The sequence below is a fragment of the Gluconacetobacter johannae genome (assembly GCF_014174305.1).
GTDB classification, from domain to species: Bacteria; Pseudomonadota; Alphaproteobacteria; order Acetobacterales; family Acetobacteraceae; genus Gluconacetobacter; species Gluconacetobacter johannae.
Window position 1 is genome coordinate 130908 of the sequence record NZ_JABEQH010000008.1, and the last position, 16725, is coordinate 147632.

The 16725-nt window shown below is 68.0% G+C and carries 18 protein-coding genes; 13 read left to right on the forward strand and 5 right to left on the reverse strand.

Going from position 1 to position 16725, the window contains the following annotated elements; genetic code table 11:
* Positions 1–18 precede the first annotated feature (18 nt).
* Both HLH21_RS07540 and HLH21_RS07545 read left to right on the forward strand, forming a co-directional pair.
* Positions 19–1821, forward strand: coding sequence for an ABC-F family ATP-binding cassette domain-containing protein (locus tag HLH21_RS07540; RefSeq protein WP_182942907.1), 1803 nt, complete (start codon positions 19–21; stop codon positions 1819–1821).
* Positions 1822–1873: 52 nt separating this feature from the next.
* On the forward strand, positions 1874–2221 hold the full coding sequence (locus tag HLH21_RS07545; RefSeq protein WP_182942909.1) for a 4a-hydroxytetrahydrobiopterin dehydratase: 348 nt from the start codon (positions 1874–1876) through the stop codon (positions 2219–2221).
* Between the two features lie 101 nt (positions 2222–2322).
* On the opposite strand, the gene HLH21_RS07550 is transcribed toward HLH21_RS07545, so the two are convergent.
* Positions 2323–3357 carry a Gfo/Idh/MocA family protein gene (locus tag HLH21_RS07550; protein WP_246379375.1) on the reverse strand — a complete coding sequence of 345 codons (1035 nt, stop codon included), beginning with the start codon at positions 3355–3357 and terminating at the stop codon, positions 2323–2325.
* A 186-nt stretch (positions 3358–3543) separates the two neighbouring features.
* Here HLH21_RS07550 and HLH21_RS07555 point away from each other — a divergent pair, with 186 nt between their 5' ends.
* The 3 genes from HLH21_RS07555 (at position 3544) to secF (ending at position 7427) form a co-directional block, all read left to right on the forward strand.
* On the forward strand, positions 3544–4701 hold the full coding sequence (locus tag HLH21_RS07555; protein ID WP_182942911.1) for a PA0069 family radical SAM protein: 1158 nt from the start codon (positions 3544–3546) through the stop codon (positions 4699–4701).
* 213 nt (positions 4702–4914) lie between these two features.
* The gene (gene secD / locus HLH21_RS07560) at positions 4915–6471 is read left to right on the forward strand and encodes a protein translocase subunit SecD (RefSeq protein ID WP_182942913.1); all 1557 of its coding nucleotides are present in this window, start codon (positions 4915–4917) and stop codon (positions 6469–6471) included.
* Between the two features lie 11 nt (positions 6472–6482).
* Positions 6483–7427, forward strand: a complete 945-nt coding sequence (gene secF, locus HLH21_RS07565) for a protein translocase subunit SecF (RefSeq protein ID WP_182942915.1) — start codon at positions 6483–6485, stop codon at positions 7425–7427.
* Here the strand turns inward: secF and HLH21_RS07570 are convergent.
* Both HLH21_RS07570 and mscL read right to left on the reverse strand, forming a co-directional pair.
* Positions 7357–7815, reverse strand: coding sequence for a hypothetical protein (locus HLH21_RS07570; RefSeq protein WP_182942916.1), 459 nt, complete (start codon positions 7813–7815; stop codon positions 7357–7359). The genes secF and HLH21_RS07570 overlap by 71 nt on opposite strands.
* Positions 7816–7905: 90 nt before the next feature.
* Positions 7906–8379 carry a large conductance mechanosensitive channel protein MscL gene (gene mscL, locus HLH21_RS07575; protein WP_182942918.1) on the reverse strand — a complete coding sequence of 158 codons (474 nt, stop codon included), beginning with the start codon at positions 8377–8379 and terminating at the stop codon, positions 7906–7908.
* A gap of 219 nt (positions 8380–8598) precedes the next feature.
* Here mscL and rpmE point away from each other — a divergent pair, with 219 nt between their 5' ends.
* The 3 genes from rpmE (at position 8599) to HLH21_RS07590 (ending at position 10368) form a co-directional block, all read left to right on the forward strand.
* Entirely contained in the window at positions 8599–8829 is a 231-nt protein-coding gene (rpmE, locus tag HLH21_RS07580; RefSeq protein WP_182942920.1) for a 50S ribosomal protein L31, read from the forward strand.
* A gap of 202 nt (positions 8830–9031) precedes the next feature.
* Positions 9032–9553: an Hsp20 family protein gene (locus tag HLH21_RS07585; RefSeq protein ID WP_182942922.1), complete on the forward strand. Its 522-nt coding sequence runs from the start codon at positions 9032–9034 to the stop codon at positions 9551–9553.
* Positions 9554–9789: 236 nt separating this feature from the next.
* On the forward strand, positions 9790–10368 hold the full coding sequence (locus tag HLH21_RS07590) for a DUF1013 domain-containing protein (protein ID WP_182942924.1): 579 nt from the start codon (positions 9790–9792) through the stop codon (positions 10366–10368).
* A 52-nt stretch (positions 10369–10420) separates the two neighbouring features.
* Here the strand turns inward: HLH21_RS07590 and HLH21_RS07595 are convergent, their stop codons facing one another.
* Entirely contained in the window at positions 10421–10591 is a 171-nt protein-coding gene (locus HLH21_RS07595; protein WP_182942926.1) for a YdcH family protein, read from the reverse strand.
* A gap of 161 nt (positions 10592–10752) precedes the next feature.
* Here HLH21_RS07595 and HLH21_RS07600 point away from each other — a divergent pair, with 161 nt between their 5' ends.
* Genes HLH21_RS07600 through HLH21_RS07620 form a run of 5 tightly spaced genes read left to right on the forward strand, consistent with a single transcriptional unit; the run spans position 10753 to position 14508 of the window.
* On the forward strand, positions 10753–10953 hold the full coding sequence (locus tag HLH21_RS07600) for a YdcH family protein (RefSeq protein WP_182942928.1): 201 nt from the start codon (positions 10753–10755) through the stop codon (positions 10951–10953).
* A gap of 31 nt (positions 10954–10984) precedes the next feature.
* Positions 10985–11521: a 5-(carboxyamino)imidazole ribonucleotide mutase gene (gene purE, locus HLH21_RS07605; protein ID WP_373319582.1), complete on the forward strand. Its 537-nt coding sequence runs from the start codon at positions 10985–10987 to the stop codon at positions 11519–11521.
* Positions 11518–12663 (forward strand): 5-(carboxyamino)imidazole ribonucleotide synthase, encoded by a 1146-nt coding sequence (locus HLH21_RS07610; protein WP_182942929.1) that lies wholly within the window; start codon positions 11518–11520, stop codon positions 12661–12663. Before purE ends, HLH21_RS07610 begins: the two co-directional genes overlap by 4 nt.
* Positions 12664–12713: 50 nt before the next feature.
* On the forward strand, positions 12714–13571 hold the full coding sequence (gene purU / locus HLH21_RS07615) for a formyltetrahydrofolate deformylase (protein ID WP_246379392.1): 858 nt from the start codon (positions 12714–12716) through the stop codon (positions 13569–13571).
* A 46-nt stretch (positions 13572–13617) separates the two neighbouring features.
* Entirely contained in the window at positions 13618–14508 is an 891-nt protein-coding gene (locus HLH21_RS07620; RefSeq protein WP_182942933.1) for a glycosyltransferase, read from the forward strand.
* A gap of 22 nt (positions 14509–14530) precedes the next feature.
* Here the strand turns inward: HLH21_RS07620 and HLH21_RS07625 are convergent, their stop codons facing one another.
* Positions 14531–16627, reverse strand: a complete 2097-nt coding sequence (locus tag HLH21_RS07625) for a putative bifunctional diguanylate cyclase/phosphodiesterase (RefSeq protein WP_246379378.1) — start codon at positions 16625–16627, stop codon at positions 14531–14533.
* Positions 16628–16725: the final 98 nt, after the last annotated feature.

Consider the following 16725-nt stretch of genomic DNA (forward strand, 5'->3'; position numbering starts at 1 on the left):
TGGGCGAGAAACCGGACCATGTCGCCTCCTCTTCTTCTGCTTCAGGACATCACGCTGACGCTGGGCGGTTCGCCCCTGCTGGACGGCGCCGGATTCGGCGTCTCGGCCGGCGAACGACTCTGCCTGGTCGGCCGCAACGGCAGCGGCAAATCGACGCTGCTGCGGATCGCGGCGGGGGAGCTGCTGCCCGACGACGGAACCCGCTTCCTGCAACCCGGGACATCGGTGCGCTACCTGCCGCAGGAACCCGACCTGTCGGGCTTCGCGACCACGCTGGACTATGTCCGCGCGGGCATGGGGCCGGGCGACCCGGAACATCGCGCCGCCCTGCTGCTGGGCGAACTGGGCATGACCGGTGCCGAGGACCCCGCCACCCTGTCGGGCGGCGAAGCCCGGCGCTGTGCGCTGGCGCGGGCCCTGGCGCCGGAACCCGACCTGCTGCTGCTGGACGAGCCGACCAACCACCTGGACATGCCCACCATCGAATGGCTGGAGCGCGAGCTGCTGTCGCTGTCCTCGGCGATGGTCATCATCAGCCATGACCGCCGCCTGCTGGAAACGCTGTCACGGGCCGTCGTCTGGCTGGATCGCGGCGTCACCCGCCGGCTGGACCAGGGCTTCGCCCGCTTCGAGGCCTGGCGCGAGGAGGTTCTGGAGCAGGAGGTCCGCGACGCCCACAAGCTGGATCGCCAGATCGCGCGCGAGGAAGACTGGATGCGCTATGGCGTGACCGCCCGGCGCAAGCGCAACGTGCGCCGCGTGGGCGAGCTCGCCGCCATGCGCCAGGCCCGGCGCGAGGCCGTACGCACCCCCACCGGCCTGAAGATCGAAGCCAGCGAGGGCGACCTGTCCGGCAAGCTGGTGGCGGTCGCCGAGCAGGCCAGCAAGGCCTACGGCGCGCATGTCGTCGTCGACCGGCTGGACCTGCGCGTGCTGCGCGGCGACCGCCTGGGCATCGTCGGCGCCAACGGCGCGGGCAAGAGCACCCTGCTGCGGCTGCTGACCGGCCAGGACCGCCCGGATTCCGGCGACATCCGCATCGGCAGCGCCCTGTCCACCGTCACGCTGGACCAGCAGCGCCGCGCGCTGGACCCCTCCCGCACCCTGGCCGACACCCTGACCGGCGGCGGGGGCGACATGGTGCTGGTCGGCGGCGAGAAGCGCCACGTCATCGGCTACATGAAGGATTTCCTGTTCCGCCCGGAACAGGCGCGCACCCCCGTCGGCGTCCTGTCGGGCGGCGAGCGCGGACGGCTGATGCTGGCCTGCGCGATGGCCCGCCCGTCCAACCTGCTGGTCCTGGACGAACCGACGAACGATCTGGACCTTGAAACGCTGGACCTGTTGCAGGAGATGCTGGACGCCTATTCCGGCACCGTCCTGCTGGTCAGCCACGACCGTGACTTCCTGGACCGGGTCGCAACCTCGGTGCTGACGGCCGAAGGCGGCGGGCGATGGGTTGAATATGCGGGCGGGTATAGCGACATGCTGGCCCAGCGCGGCGACGCCCCGGCCGGCCGGGCGCGGCGCGCCGGCACGGATGCCCCGGCCGCGCAGAAACGGCCGGAGAAAGGCCCGGCACGGAAGCTGTCCTACAAGGACCGGCACGCGCTGGATCGCCTTCCCGGCGAAATCGCGGCGCTGGAGACGGAAATCGGCCGCCTGCGCGCGATCCTGTCGGATGGCGGTCTCTATGCCCGCGATCCGGCGGCCTTCACGGCGGCGACCGGGAAGCTGGAACGTGCCGAGGCCGAACTGACGGCCGCCGAGGAACGGTGGCTGGAACTGGAAATGCTGCGCGAGACGCTGGAAGCCCCCTAGCCGAAGCCGGGGCCAGGGGGCGCGGCGGAAAAGGGGAAAAGGGGAAAAGACGATGCCGCACTGCCCTACCTCCGACCTGGCGCGGGAAGTGATCGGCCCGTGCCCGCGCAAGACCCCGGCCCTGGGCCGGGCCGAAGCCGAAAGCCTGCTGCCCCAGGCGCCCAACTGGACGCTGTCGCCCGACGGCGCCACGCTGCTGCGCGATTTCGTGCTGCCCGATTTCGCCTCGGCCTATGCGCTGGTCGAGCGCATCGCAGCCCTGGCCGAGGCCGCCGATCACCACCCCGACATCTCGTTCGGCTGGGGCTATGTCCGCCTCGCGCTGCAAACCCATGCCATCGGCGGGCTGCACCGCAACGATTTCATCATGGCGGCGCGGATCGAGACATTACCCCACTAAGGGATCGTTATTTTTGGGCTTCGCCCAAACCCACCAGGGCCTGAGGCCCTGGCCCCCGATTCATTTGAAATGACTGGTCTCCAAAGGTCTCACGGCACGGCTCAGGGCCGGTGAACCAGGCCCGACTGTTCCATCCGCGCGCGGGCGGCCGCGATGCCGCCCGTGACCGCCAGCGCCGCCGCCAGCGCGCGGCGGCCGGCCTGGGCGTCGACCAGCACCGGCGCGCCGTCCAGGCAGGCGGCGGCGAAGGCCTCGTGCTCGGCCATCAGGGTGTCGTGGTCGCTCCAGGTCACGGCCTCGCGCCGGAACCCGCCGGTGCCGGGCAACGGCAGGCCCGTGTCGCGGCCGATCATGGTCAGTTCGCGTTTGACGAAATCGGCGGACAGGTAGCCCTCCTCGGAAAACAGCCGCATCCGGCGCTCGGTCTTCAACGAGATCCGGCTGGCGGTGATGGTGGCGACACAGCCGTTGGCGAAGCGGACACGGGCGTTGGCGATGTCCTCATGCTGCGAACTGACGGCGGCGCCCAGCGCATCGACATCCTCGATCTCGCTATCGACGATCGCCAGCACCAGGTCCAGATCGTGGATCATCAGGTCCAGGATGACCGACACGTCGGTGCCCCGCGCCTTGAACGGCGCGATGCGCGTGGCCTCGATATAAAGCGGCCGGCTGATCCGCTCGGTAATCGCGCGATGCTCGGCTGAATAGCGCAACAGGTGCCCCACCTGCAGCACCAGCCCGGTTTCCACCGCCAGCGCCGCCAGACGATCGGCCTGCGCCAGGGTCGAGGCGATGGGCTTTTCCACCAGCACATGGCGGCCGGCCAGCAGGGCGCGTTCGGCCAAGGCGAAATGATGTTCCGCCGGGGCCGCCACCACCACGGCGTCGCAGCGCGCCAGCAGGTCGTCCAGCCCCAGCGCCGGCGCACCGCCGGCCTCGGCCCCGACGACCGCCGCCCGCTCGTGGTCCGGGTCATGGATGCCGACCAGGGTTTCGCGCCGCGATCCGGCGATTTTCAGCGCGTGAAACCGACCGAAATGACCGGCGCCAATCACGCCGACGCGCAAGCGGCGCCCCTCATCCGGCCCCGTCGCCGGCCCTCGTCCTGTTCCGCCACCGAAAAGCCCTGCCATCGCCCTCTCTCCGCGTTCGCGATGACGCAGGGTTAGAGCACCCGCGACGGAACGACCAGAGGCCCCGCCGGAGACGAAACGCGACCGGACCACGGCCCGCAAATTTGTTCCTATTTTGTTCTTGTTTTTCCGGCCCTGTTCTGGGACCATCCCGCCGATTGTCCCCTTTCCAGCGCGGACCACAGCATGACAGACCAGCCCCCCATCCGGATCGGCCGGGGACAGCCCACGCGCCTCGCGTCCCGAACCCTGCGCGACGGATCGACGACGGTGGCCGGCATCGTGCATGGGCGGGGGGCGACGATCTCGCCGCCCGACCGCCATGCCGCTCATGCACCGTCGCCCTTCGACGACGGGTGGGGCACGCTGGGGCAGGCCCCGGCGGAGACGCGCACCGAACTGGCGTTCGAGGCCGCGCGGACCATCATCACACGCAACACCAGCCCCGATGTCGGGTTCGACCGCTCGATCAACGCCTATCGGGGGTGCGAGCACGGGTGCATCTATTGCTACGCCCGGCCCACCCATGCGTGGATCGGCCTGTCGCCCGGCCTGGATTTCGAGACCCGCCTGACCTGCAAGCCCGATGCGGCGAAGCTGCTGGAACAGGAATTGCGGCGTCCGTCCTATCAGCCGCGCCCCATCGCGCTGGGGACCAATACCGACCCGTACCAGCCGGTCGAACGGACACAGGGCCTGACGCGCGCGATCCTGGATGTGCTGGAGCGGTTTTCCCACCCGGTGACCATCGTCACCAAATCGGCCGGGGTGCTGCGCGACCTGGATATCCTGATCGCCCTCGCCGCCCGCAACCTGGTGCGCGTCAGCCTGTCGGTCACGACGCTGGACCCCGAACTGGCGCGCCGGATGGAACCGCGCGCAGCCACGCCCGCCCGCAGGCTGGAGGCCATCCGGGCCCTGTCGGCGGCGGGCGTGCCCACGACCGTCATGGCCGCCCCGATGATCCCGGCGCTGAACGACAGCGAGATGGAGGCCATCCTGGCCGCCTCGGCCGAGGCCGGGGCACGCGGCGCGGCCTATGTGCTGCTGCGCCTGCCGCAGGAGGTCGCGCCCCTGTTCGAGGACTGGATCGCCCGGCATTATCCCGACCGGGCGGCGCGGGTGCTGGCCCGCATCCGCGAGACACGGAACGGCGCGCTGAACGATTCGACCTTCGGGCGGCGCTATCGCGGCCAGGGCGTTTATGCCGACCTGCTGCGCCAGCGGTTCGCCCTCGCCTGCCGAAGGCTGGGGCTGAACCAGGGGCGCGACCTCCCGCTCGACTGCACACGGTTCGCGCCGCCGCCCCTGCCCCGCCAGGACCGGCAGTTGACCCTGTTCTGATCCGCCCGTCGCACCATCCGGATCGGCCAGAACATCCGGAACGGGGACGAAATGGGTGGATTCGGCGCAAGGGCGGTTCCGGGCGGTTGCATCCTGCGCCATGGCCCGGCATGTTCCCGCCGTCATTGTGGCATGCCTGGGGCACGCCCGATGGCGACGTACGCACAACAGGGAGCCGGCTCGGGCCGGGCGTGAGGAGCACCCCCTTCTGTCATGATGTACTACAGCCGGCTCAAGATGGCCTCGGTCGTCGCCGTATGCCTTCTGGGAGTGGTGCTCTGCCTTCCCAACGCCCTGCGCCAGCCCTCGGCCGCGCTGCCATGGCGGCAGATCCATCTGGGTCTGGACCTGCGGGGCGGGTCCTACCTGCTGATGCAGGTGGATATGCCCAGCATCACCTCCGACCGTCTCCAGACCCTGGCGGACGGAACCCGCCAGGCCCTGCTGGGCGCCGGGCTGGGCTATCGGAACATCGCGACCGATGCGCCGGCGGGTACGGTGACCTTCACCCCCCGCGACCCGTCCGAGACCGATGCCGACCTGAAGGCCCTGCGCGCCATGCCCACGACGGTGCCGGGCGAATTCTCGGTCGACCGGCGTCAGGATGGCAGCATCGCCATCACCCTGTCTCCGACCGCCATGCGTGAACGCGCGCGTGAAGCCGTCACCCAGTCGATCGAGATCGTACGCCGCCGCATCGACGCCACCGGCGCGGTGGACCCCGAGATCACCCGCCAGGGCGACGACCGCATCGTGGTCGAACTGCCGGGCATCAGCGATCCGGAGCACGTGAAGCGGCTGCTGGGCACCACGGCGAAGATGACCTTCCACATGGTGCAGGACAACGCCCTGGGCACCGTCGCCGGTCCCGGCGTCACGCTGTTGCCGATGCTCAACGCGCCGGACCAGAAACTGCCCATCCTGGATCATGTCGAGGTCGACGGGTCGGACCTGACCAATGCCGGGGCCGCCATCGACCAGCAGACCGGCGAATGGGCCGTCAATTTCAGCTTCGATTCCGTGGGCGCGCGCGCCTTCGCCGCGACGACGCGGGCGAATATCGGCCACCGCTTCGCCATCGTGCTGGACAACAAGGTCGTCCAGGCCCCCGTCATCCGCGGCGCCATCACCGGCGGCAACGGTCAGATCGTCGGCGGCTTCGACGCGCAGTCGGCGACCGATCTTGCGCTGCTGCTGCGGGCCGGTGCCCTGCCCGCCCCGCTCTCGGTGATCGAACAGCGTTCGATCGGCCCGTCGCTGGGCGCTGATTCCATCCGCGCCGGGGCCCTGAGCCTGGGCGCCGGCTTCGTGCTGGTGATCGCCTTCATGGGCCTGTTCTATGGCCGGTTCGGCTGGTACGCGAATGTCGCCCTGCTGGCGAACCTCGTCCTGATGGCGGCCCTGCTGTCGCTGTTCCAGGCCACGCTGACCCTGCCGGGCATGGCGGGCATGCTGCTGACCCTGGGCATGGCGGTCGATGCGAACATCCTTATTAACGAACGCATCCGCGAGGAAGTCGGCCGGGGTCGCACCGCGCTGGCGGCGATGCAGGCCGGGTTCGAACGCGCCACCTCGACCATCGTCGACAGCAACGCCACCGCGCTGCTGGCCCATGTCATGCTGTTCGTCTTCGGCACCGGCCCGGTACGCGGCTTCGCCCTGACGATCACGATCGGCATCGTGACGACGCTGTTCACCACCCTGCTGCTGTCGCGGATGCTGATGGTGCGCTGGTACGCCCGCACCCGTCCCACTGTCCTGCCGGTCTGAGGCGCCCCGTCATGTTCGAACGTCCCCTTCTGCGCTTCGTGCCGCACGGCACCCGGATCAACTTCATGCGCGGCCGCTTCCTCGGCCTCGTCACCTCGGCGGTGCTGTCGGTCGCATCGCTGGTCCTGTTCTTCCATCCCGGCCTGACGCTGGGGCTGGATTTCCGCGGCGGAATCGTCGTCGAGGCCCGCACCCAGGGGCCGGCCGACTTCGCCAAAATCCGCGCGGCCCTGGCCACCCAGCATGTCGAGGCCGCCGGGCTGCAATCGTTCGGCGCCCCGGACGATGTGCTGATCCGCATGGACACCCCCCCTGCCAACGCCCCGGACCGCGAGGCCCGGACCCAGGCCATGGTCGATTCGGTGCGCCATGCCATCGCCACCCTGCCCGGCGCGCAGGTCCTGCGCGCGGATGCGGTGGGCGCCTCGGTCTCGGCCGAACTGTTCCGCAACGGGATGCTGGCGCTGGGCATCAGCCTGCTGATGATCCTGGGCTATATCTGGTTCCGCTTCGAATGGGAGTTCGCGGTCAGCGCCGTCGTCACGCTGGTGCTGGACCTGACCAAGACGATCGGCTTCCTGGTGCTGACGCATTTCGAATTCGACCTGGTGATGGTCGCGGCGATCCTGACGATCCTGGGCTATTCCACCAACGACAAGGTGGTGGTGTACGACCGGGTGCGGGAAAACCTGCGGAAGTACCGTACCATGCCCCTGGCCGAGCTGATCGACCTGTCGATCAACGAGACCCTGAGCCGTACGCTCGGCACCTCGTCCACCGTCTTCCTCGCCGCCCTGCCTCTGGCGCTGTTCGGGGGGGCCAGCCTGTCGGGTTTCGCATGGGTGATGCTGTTCGGGATCGTGGTCGGGACATCGTCCTCGATCTTTATCGCGGCGCCGCTGCTGCTGCTTCTGGGGGAACGGCGGCTGCGGCGCGACGCGCGTCCAGCGCGCTGACATCCCCGGGCGGCAGGCAGGGGACGTTCGTCCCGCCATCCGCCTGGCCGACACAGGCCAGCATCGTCTCGATGGCCAGCCGCGCCCGGCGCTGGCCGTCCGCCGTGGGATGCAGCACGTTCTGCGCCGTGGCGTACCGGGCGTGGAGCGTGCTGGTCAGCATGTCCCGCGCCTGGTCGCGCAGGATGTGCCCCGACGACAGGCGGCCGCCGACCATGCCCTCGGCGATGAAATAGGTGTCGACGGTCAGATACGCCTGCGCCGCCGGCGACAGACGCGTCATCGTCGATGGCGACGACTGGCATCCCCCCAGCAGAAGACCGCCGGCAAGGGCCAGCAAGGCGATCGGTCCCGGTCGCAAAGCCGCATCGGGGTGCACGGGAAACATCCTCATCGTTCCATGACTGTAGCATGCCGGGCCACGCCCGGCGCAACCGCCGTCACGCGGCTGCGCCTCACGCGCCCCGGCGGGGCGGGGTCAGGCGGTCGGGGCCGGGCGATCCTTGGCGGCCAGGATATCGCGGATATCCTGCAGCAGGACCTCGCTACGCGGCGGCGGGGGCGGCGCGGCCGGTGCGGCCTCGGGCTTCACCGTCAGCTTGTTGACCAGCTTCACGACCCAGAAGATGACGAAGCCGATGATGACGAACTGGATCACCGCATTCAGGAACAGCCCCACATTGATCGTCACCGCCCCGGCCTTCTGCGCGTCGGCCAGCGTCGGCAGATGAGGCCCCTTGAGGGTGATGAAGAAATTGGTGAAGTCGATGCCGCCGATCAGCAGACCGAGCAGCGGGGTGAAGACGTCCTTGACCAGGCTGTTCACGATGCCGGTGAAGGCGGCGCCGATGATGACGCCGACGGCCAGATCGACGACGTTCCCGCGCATGAGGAACGTGCGAAATTCGGAAACCCAACCCGGGGCATGGATGGACGAGGGCTTGAGCGTCATGGTTTCTCCTTTTCCTTCACCTTACAATCGGTTGATAGCAACCCCGGTTCATCGGCAGGAACAGGAAAACACCACCGCAGGTGGCAATAGGGCGGATTTCATGCCGCCGCACCCCCGATGCGGGGCCGAGATAGACGTTGATCCCGCGACGACCGTCGTCTATACGCCCACGCAAACGCCCCCGGTCGGCATCGGCGGGCCCAGCACGAAGGTTTTACGATGAAATCCGGCATCCATCCCGCCTACCACGAAATCAACGTCATCATGACGGACGGCACCGAATACAAGACGCGGTCCTGCTACGGCCAGCCGGGCGCCACCCTGCGCCTGGACATCGACCCGAAGTCGCATCCGGCGTGGACCGGCGTGCAGCGCATGCTCGACACCGGGGGCCAGGTCGCGAAGTTCAACAAGAAGTTCGGTGGCCTGGGACGCCGCGCCAAGGCGTAAGCCACGGCCGGCGGCATCGCCGCTGCCGCCACGATCGCAGGATCATGGATCTCGGAAACCCCGCCCCTTGAAAGAGGGTGCGGGGTTTCTCACGTAAGGACTACCGGAGCGCCAGTCGGGTTCCGGACACACACGCAAGGCCCGCTCGCCGAGGGGTCACGTGACAGACCTTGCTACAGACCTTGCTGATGAGGAGGTTGACATGACTTACGATTTCGCGCCGCTGTTCCGCACGGCCATCGGTTTCGACCGGCTTGCGCGCCTGGTCGACAATGCGGCCCAGACCGCATCGGGCCCGTCCTATCCGCCCTATAATATCGAACGGCTGGGGGATGACAGCTACCTCCTGACCATGGCGGTCGCCGGCTTCGGTTCCGACGATATCGAGCTGACGGTACAGGACAATACGCTGATCGTCGCCGGACGGGTCGGCCATATCCCGCCCGCGGGCGAGATCCTGCATCGGGGCATCGCCACCCGCGCGTTCGAACGCCGCTTCGTGCTGGCCGACCATATTCTGGTCGAAGGCGCAGACCTGACGAACGGATTGCTGAAGATTACGGTCAAGCGCTTCATCCCCGAGGCCATGAAGCCCCGGCGGATTGCCGTCACGTCCGGCGCCCCGCTTCCGGCCCCGGCCGATGCGGCGCAGGTCGCGGCCCCGGTCGGGCCGGCGGCGAACGATGGCGCCGGCGTTGCCGGCCAGACCGAACACGCCGCCTGACGCCGGCGGGCCGCGTCGTCCCCGATCGCGGCAAAAGGGCCGGCCAGATTGGCCGGCCCTTTTTTGTTTCCCGCCCCCAGGCGCAATCACGCCCTTGACCACCGCCCCCACCCGGCCCCATATCCTTCGACACGTCATCGCGCGCCAGCAGGCACGCAGGACGGCCCGGCCAACGGGGCGTCTACTGGGAAGGTGCCTGCGCGGGCGCCACCCATACGCAGTAGGACTCCGTTGCCATGAACGCACTGCCCCTGATGCCGAAGGCCACCGCCGTGTGGCTGATCGAAAAGACCGCGCTGACCTTCACCCAGATCGCCGAATTCTGCGGCATGCATCCGCTGGAGGTCCAGGCCATCGCCGATGGCGAGGTCGCGCAGGGCATCGTCGGGTACGACCCGGTCGCCAACCACCAGGTCCGCCAGGAAGACATCACCCGCTGCGAGGCGAATCCCGACCTGCGACTGAAGATCCTGACGACGTCGAACCCGATCCAGCGCCGGTCCAAGGGTGCGCGCTATACGCCGGTGGCCAAGCGCAACGACCGTCCGGACGCCATCGCCTTCATCCTGCGTAATTTCCCGCAATTATCGGAACAGCAGGTCGTCAAGCTGCTGGGCACCACCAAGGACACCATCGCCAAGGTGCGCGACCGCCAGCATTGGAACAGCGCGAACATCAAGCCGCGCGATCCCGTCATCCTGGGCCTGTGCAGCCAGACCGACCTGAACGCCATGGTCCAGGCCGCCAACGAACGCCTGACCCGCGAAGGCCAGGCCGTCCCCGCCCCGATCCAGATCGACGAGGACGTGGCCTGATCCGCCCCCGGCTGGTCGGGGGCGCATGCCCCAAACCGGCCGGCCCGCCGCGTCAGCCGGTATGCGACAGGCGTTCGATTTCTTCCTTGATCCGCAGTTTTTCGATCTTGAGGCGCCGCAGCGTGCCAATGTCAGGCATGGGCCGCCGGTCCTCATCGAAAATCCTGTCGTCGAGGCGGGCGTGACGCAGTCTGAGACTGTGAATCCGGGCTTCGTAGGACATGGGACCTCCAGAAGGTCTGCGTTTCGACCCAATCAGCCTATGTCAGGGCCGCGCCGTCCGAGCATGCTAAATTTGCAGGACTCCGCACATGGGTCATGCATCTCGCCATCCGGGCAGGAATGGATAGAATAGACCCGTGACCACATGATAGACGGGGCCATATGCTGACAGACCGGGATACCCTGCTTCGGAAGCTGCACGAACTCCGCAGCGAACACCGCGACCTCGACACTGTCATCAGCCGGCTGGCGTCGCATCCGCTGGATCAGCTCCAGATCCAGCGCCTGAAGAAGCGCAAACTGCTCCTGAAGGACGAGATCGCATGGCTGGAAAGCCGCCTGATCCCCGACAGCATCGCCTGATGTCCGCCATTCCCATCGAAAGCCTTCCCGCGTGAGCGATACGCCCCCCCTTCCCGAGATCGAGGCCCCCCTTCCCGTCGCCACCGACGCCATACGGGTCGGCATCATCATGGGCAGCCAGTCCGACTGGGACACCATGCGCCATGCCGTCGCCGTGCTGGACGCCCTGGCCATCGCGCACGAGGTGCGGATCGTCTCGGCCCACCGCACGCCCGACCGCCTGGCCGACTATGCCCGCACCGCTGCCGGGCGGGGCCTGTCGGTCATCATCGCCGGGGCCGGCGGGGCGGCCCATCTGCCCGGCATGTGCGCCGCCTGGACCATCCTGCCCGTGCTGGGGGTGCCCGTGGAATCCCATGCGCTGAAGGGCATGGACAGCCTTCTGTCCATCGTGCAGATGCCCGGCGGGGTGCCGGTGGGCACGCTTGCGATCGGCCGCGCGGGCGCGACCAACGCGGCCCTTCTGGCGGCGTCCATCCTCGCACTCGGCGATCTCGACCTGTCGGCGCGGCTGGAGACATGGCGCGCGATGCAGACGGCCGCCGTCGCGGATGTCCCCGCCCGATGACCGCGCCCGTCCCGTCCGCCCTGCCCCCCAATTCCGTCCTGGGCATCGTCGGCGGCGGACAGCTTGGCCGGATGTCGGCCATGGCCGCCGCCCGCCTGGGCTTCCGCGCCCATATCCTGACCAACGAGCCCGACGGCCCGGCGGCGCAGGTCGCCCACGGCATCACCCTCGGCGCCTATGACGACCCCGACGCGCTGCGCCGCTTCGCCAGTGCGGTCGATGTCGTGACGTTCGAGTTCGAGAATGTCAGCGCGGACGGGCTGGAACTTCTGTCGGGGCTACGCACCGTCCGCCCGTCGGGCCGCATCCTGCGCGTCAGCCAGGATCGCCTCGCCGAAAAGCGGTTCCTGGACGACGCGGGCGTGCCGGTCGCGCCCTGGCATGCCGTCGAGAGCCGGCAGGACCTGGACGACGCCGCCCAGGCCCTGGGGCTGCCGTTCATCCTGAAGACGACCCGCCTGGGCTATGACGGCAAGGGCCAGCGGCGGGTCCACACGGCCGGGGACCTGGCGGGCGCCTTCGACGCGCTGGCTCCCCATCCCCTGGTCGCCGAAAAGATGATCGACTTCGCCTGCGAGGTCAGCGTCATGGTCGCGCGCGGCATCGACGGCACGACGGTGACCTTCGACGTGACGGAAAACCGCCACCGCAACGGCATTCTCGACCTCAGCCTGGCCCCCGCCCGCATTCCGCCGGACGTGGCGGCGCAGGCGCGTGACGTCGCGGTGCGCGTGGCCATGGCGCTGGATCTGGTCGGCCTGCTGGGGGTGGAAATGTTCATCGACCGGGACGGCGGCATCCTGGTCAACGAAATCGCGCCCCGGCCGCACAATTCCGGCCACTGGACGATGGATGCCTGCCCGGTGGACCAGTTCGCCATGCATGTCCGCGCCATCACCGGCCTGCCCCTGCCGCCGGCGATCCGCCATTCCGATGCGGTGATGAAGAATCTGGTCGGGCCGGACGACATGGCGCAATGGCCATCGATCGTGGCGACGCCCGGACTGCTGCCGCATCATTACGGCAAGGCGGAAGCCCGGCCGGGCCGCAAGATGGGGCATGTCAACGTCCTGTTCCCCCACGGCGGGCTGCCGGGCGAATTCGGGGTGGAGGCGGCGCTGGGCCCGCTGGCGCGCCAATGACCGAGACCGTCCTGGTTCCCCGTTCCGCCCCCATCGCAGCGAGCGACAGCATGATGTCCTGCACCGTGACGCTGAGTTGCCCGAACCGTCCCGGTATCGTCGCCGCCATCTGCCAGAATTTGTTCGAACTCGGGGCCAACATCACCGAGGCGCAGCAGTTCGACGATACCGAAAGCCGCCATTTCTTCATGCGCGTGGTGTTCGACATCCTGCCCGGCGGCGCGGACCTGGCCCGGCTGCGGCATGATTTCGCGATCCTGGCCGAACGTTTCGGGATGGACTGGACGCTGAAGGACAACCGGACGCAGACGAAGGTGCTGCTGATGGTGTCGAAATTCGACCATTGCCTGGTGGACCTGCTGTACCGGTGGCGGATCGGGGAACTGGCGATCGAACCGGTGGGCATTATCGCGAACCACCCGCGCGAGGTTTACGCCGGCCTCGATTTCGGCGCGATCCCGTTCCACTACCTGCCGGTGACGGCGGCGACGAAGACGGCGCAGGAAGCCGAGATCCTGCGGCTGGTGGACGCGACCGGGGCCGACCTGGTGGTGCTGGCCCGCTATATGCAGATCCTGTCGAACGCATTGTCGTCCAGCCTCTCCGGCCGCTGCATCAACATCCACCATTCCTTCCTGCCGGGGTTCAAGGGCGCGCGTCCCTATCACCAGGCCTTCGCTCGCGGCGTGAAGCTGATCGGCGCCACCGCCCATTACGTGACCAGCGACCTCGACGAAGGCCCGATCATCGAACAGGACGTCGAGCGGATTTCCCACGCCGACAGCCCCGACGACCTGATCCGCAAGGGGCGCGACATCGAACGTCGCGTGCTGGCCCGCGCCGTCCGATACCATGTCGAGCAGCGCGCCATCATGAACGGAAACAAGACCATCGTGTTCAGCCCGTGACGGAACGGAAATCGACAAGACCACCCCCGGGCACCCCATGACATCCATGGCGATCGCCGCCCTGATCGTGACCTGCAATCGGCTGGACAAGCTGAAGGCCTGCTGGGCCGCCTCGGCGCGGGTGGGGTTCAAGCGCATCGTCATCGTCGACAATGCCTCGGACGATGGAACGGCGGCGTGGCTGGCGACGCTGGACGATCCCCGGCTACAGATCCTGACCCTGCCCGCCAATATCGGTGGCGCGGGCGGCTTCCGGCAGGGCGCGCACCATCTTGCCGCACAGCGCGACATCGACTGGGTCGTCTTCCATGACGACGACGCCGCGCCGCCCATCGACCTGATCGAGCGCTTCGCCGCCATCCAGGCCGCCCCCTGGCAGGCCTACTGCTGCAAGGTGGTCGACGCGCGCGGCGTCCCGTGCCGGATGAACCTGCCCTACGTCACATTGCCGCAAAGCACGCTGGGCGACATCCTGGCCCCGTTCGTCGGCCGGCTTCCCCGTCTGGACCCGTCGCGCGCCGCGACGGTCGGCAGTTTCTCGTTCGTGGGACTGATCCTGGACCACGACGTCCTGCGCCGGACCCACGACGCCATCGACGACAGCCTGTTCCTGTATTTCGACGATCTGTATTACGCCTACGACCTGACGCGGCAGGGCATCCGCATCCGCTATTCGCCCGAAATCGTCTTCACGCACGACGTTCCGGCGACGCCGGGGGCCATGCCGCCATGGAAGATCTATTATCTGGTCCGCAACCTGATCCTGTCGCGCAGGCGGTTCCGCGCGGCGCCGCCCTACTCGGTTCCGTCGATCCTGCTGCGGATCGCGCGCTACGCCTTGGCCGCCATCCGGCAGCCCGCGCGCAGGGCCGCCCTGCACTATCTGTATCGCGGCGTCCGGGACGGCGTGCAGGGCCGCACGGGCAGACGTCACTAAAAGCGAGGCGTCCTGCGACCTTTCAGGACTGCTTCAGCAGGGCGTGGACCATGTCCACCGGACCGGGGCGCGCCAGGAAGAAACCCTGGACCTCGACGCACCCGACCTCCCTGAGCCAGCACAGTTGTTCGGCGGTCTCGACCCCTTCGGCGGTCGTGGGAATATCCATGCTGCGCGCCAGCCCCGCGATCGCCTGGATGATGCCGCGCGCCCTCTTCGTCGACAGATCGCTGATGAAACTGCGATCTATCTTGATCTTCTGGAAATTGAACGACCCCAGATAACCCAGCGAGGAATAGCCCACCCCGAAATCATCGAGCACGACGCTGCAGCCCATGGCGCTGAGCGCCGCCAGTATCTTCTTGTTGGCCGAATCGTTGTTCATGAGAACGTTTTCGGTGATCTCGATTTCCAGGCGCTGCGCCGGCAGGCCGGTCTCGGCCAGGATGGAGGCGATGCGAAGGGCGAGCTTGGGATCGCGGAACTGGACCGGCGACACATTGACCGCGAGGTTCATATACGGCGGCCAGGCCGCCGCCTCGCGGCAGGCCGCCCGCAGCACCCATTCCCCCAGTTCATGGATGGCGCCGCATTCCTCCGCGAGCCCTATGAATTCGTCGGGCGCGACGAGCCCCCGCTGGGGATGACGCCACCGGACCAGGGCCTCGCATCCGCAAATCGCATTGTCCGCCGCCCTGTACATGGGCTGGAAATGCAGCAGGAGTCCCCCCGTCGCGATCGCATCGCGCAATTCCCGCTCTTTCCTCACGCGGCCCTGAAGCTCGTCATAGAGTTCGGGGGTGAACGCCTGGAATCTGTTGCGCCCGCGATTTTTCGCGCGATAGAGCGCCATGTCGGCATATTGCAACAGGGTGTCGGCCCTGGCGGCATCGACGGGGAAGCGTGCCGAACCGACACAGGCGCCGATGACCACATGCTGCCCGTCGATGACATAGGGCTGGCTGAGCGCTTCGACGATGCCGTTCGCGCGTCGGGCCAACTCGTCCGGAGCCGCAGCCGAGGGCCAGATGATGGCGAACTCGTCCCCCCCAAGGCGCGCGACCAGTTCGCCGTCGCGGCTGACACCGCGCAGCCGCTGGGCCACCAGCCGCAGCAGGTGGTCCCCCATCGCGTGGCCGTAGACGTCGTTGACCGCCTTGAAATAATCCAGATCAATGCTCAGCAGGGTCCCGCTGCCGCCGGGCGCGCACATTCTGGCCAGGACGAGCCCGAACAGCGAGCGATTGGCCAGCCCCGTCAGGGCGTCGCAATGCGCCATCCGCTCGATGCGCGCCTGCGCCTGCCGGTAGCCGGTCACGTCTTCGATCACGCAAAGAGACCAGCGCGCGGCCCCGGTCTCGTCGGCAATCCCGGTCTGCCGCGTTACGCAATGGCGCTCGTTTCCGTCCTTGTCGCGTATGGTCTGCTCGTTCTCCCGTCCCGAATCGTGCACGCCATCGCCACGCACCAGGCGCGCCATCCCGTCCTCGGCGGGAAAGATCTCGTCCACCTCCTTGCCCAGCATGTCGGCGCGCGCCAGGCCAAGAATTTTTTCCGCGGCACGGTTGACCAGCGCCAGTTGCCGGTCCTGCGCCGACATGACGATCACGGCCGAGGGGATATTCTCGACAACCGTGTCGATGAACAATTTGTCCCGCGAAATCCTGTCGTTGGCGACCTGGAGCTGCTCCGTCACCTGGCGCAGCGTGTCTGCACTGTCCTGGGCGAGCGCATGTGCCGCACGGACCAGGTCGAGGATCGAGCCGACCCCGCTATATGTCCCGTTTTCGGTGACGATGAAGCCGTTCTGGACCTCCGAGGGGCGGACCGAGAGCGTATCCGACATAAAATCGGCAAGGGCGACCGAGGCTTCCACAACCATCGGCCTGGCGTCCATGAGCAACGAGACCGGCCGGCCGGCGAACAGCGCGTGGCCGAATTTTCCGGCGATACGCACGAAGAACATTTCCCGTTCGATCAGCCCTACGGCGCCACCGGCATCATCGACGACGGGAACCAGAGTGAGGTCCGGCGCGTTCTGGAACAGTTCCAGAATAACCTCGCCGCGCGTGTCGGGCGCGCAGGCGGGAACATAAGTGGCCAGGCTTCTCATCAGCATTGGAGGCTGGCGCTCCATAAAGAGACCGCTCCAGAACTGGACTTGGCCGGGCGAATAACCCGGCACGCGCGCGACTCAAGCATCGCCCCTCCTTACAG

Excerpts from the sequence above, each read along its gene's own strand:
- HLH21_RS07540 (WP_182942907.1), top strand. The coding sequence starts at position 19 with ATGTCGCCTCCTCTTCTTCTGCTTCAGGACATCACGCTGACGCTGGGC.
- HLH21_RS07545 (WP_182942909.1), top strand. The coding sequence starts at position 1,874 with ATGCCGCACTGCCCTACCTCCGACCTGGCGCGGGAAGTGATCGGCCCG.
- HLH21_RS07550 (WP_246379375.1), bottom strand. The coding sequence starts at position 3,357 with ATGGCAGGGCTTTTCGGTGGCGGAACAGGACGAGGGCCGGCGACGGGG.
- HLH21_RS07555 (WP_182942911.1), top strand. The coding sequence starts at position 3,544 with ATGACAGACCAGCCCCCCATCCGGATCGGCCGGGGACAGCCCACGCGC.
- secD (WP_182942913.1), top strand. The coding sequence starts at position 4,915 with ATGATGTACTACAGCCGGCTCAAGATGGCCTCGGTCGTCGCCGTATGC.
- secF (WP_182942915.1), top strand. The coding sequence starts at position 6,483 with ATGTTCGAACGTCCCCTTCTGCGCTTCGTGCCGCACGGCACCCGGATC.
- HLH21_RS07570 (WP_182942916.1), bottom strand. The coding sequence starts at position 7,815 with ATGTTTCCCGTGCACCCCGATGCGGCTTTGCGACCGGGACCGATCGCC.
- mscL (WP_182942918.1), bottom strand. The coding sequence starts at position 8,379 with ATGACGCTCAAGCCCTCGTCCATCCATGCCCCGGGTTGGGTTTCCGAA.
- rpmE (WP_182942920.1), top strand. The coding sequence starts at position 8,599 with ATGAAATCCGGCATCCATCCCGCCTACCACGAAATCAACGTCATCATG.
- HLH21_RS07585 (WP_182942922.1), top strand. The coding sequence starts at position 9,032 with ATGACTTACGATTTCGCGCCGCTGTTCCGCACGGCCATCGGTTTCGAC.
- HLH21_RS07590 (WP_182942924.1), top strand. The coding sequence starts at position 9,790 with ATGAACGCACTGCCCCTGATGCCGAAGGCCACCGCCGTGTGGCTGATC.
- HLH21_RS07595 (WP_182942926.1), bottom strand. The coding sequence starts at position 10,591 with ATGTCCTACGAAGCCCGGATTCACAGTCTCAGACTGCGTCACGCCCGC.
- HLH21_RS07600 (WP_182942928.1), top strand. The coding sequence starts at position 10,753 with ATGCTGACAGACCGGGATACCCTGCTTCGGAAGCTGCACGAACTCCGC.
- HLH21_RS07610 (WP_182942929.1), top strand. The coding sequence starts at position 11,518 with ATGACCGCGCCCGTCCCGTCCGCCCTGCCCCCCAATTCCGTCCTGGGC.
- purU (WP_246379392.1), top strand. The coding sequence starts at position 12,714 with ATGATGTCCTGCACCGTGACGCTGAGTTGCCCGAACCGTCCCGGTATC.
- HLH21_RS07620 (WP_182942933.1), top strand. The coding sequence starts at position 13,618 with ATGGCGATCGCCGCCCTGATCGTGACCTGCAATCGGCTGGACAAGCTG.
- HLH21_RS07625 (WP_246379378.1), bottom strand. The coding sequence starts at position 16,627 with ATGCTGATGAGAAGCCTGGCCACTTATGTTCCCGCCTGCGCGCCCGAC.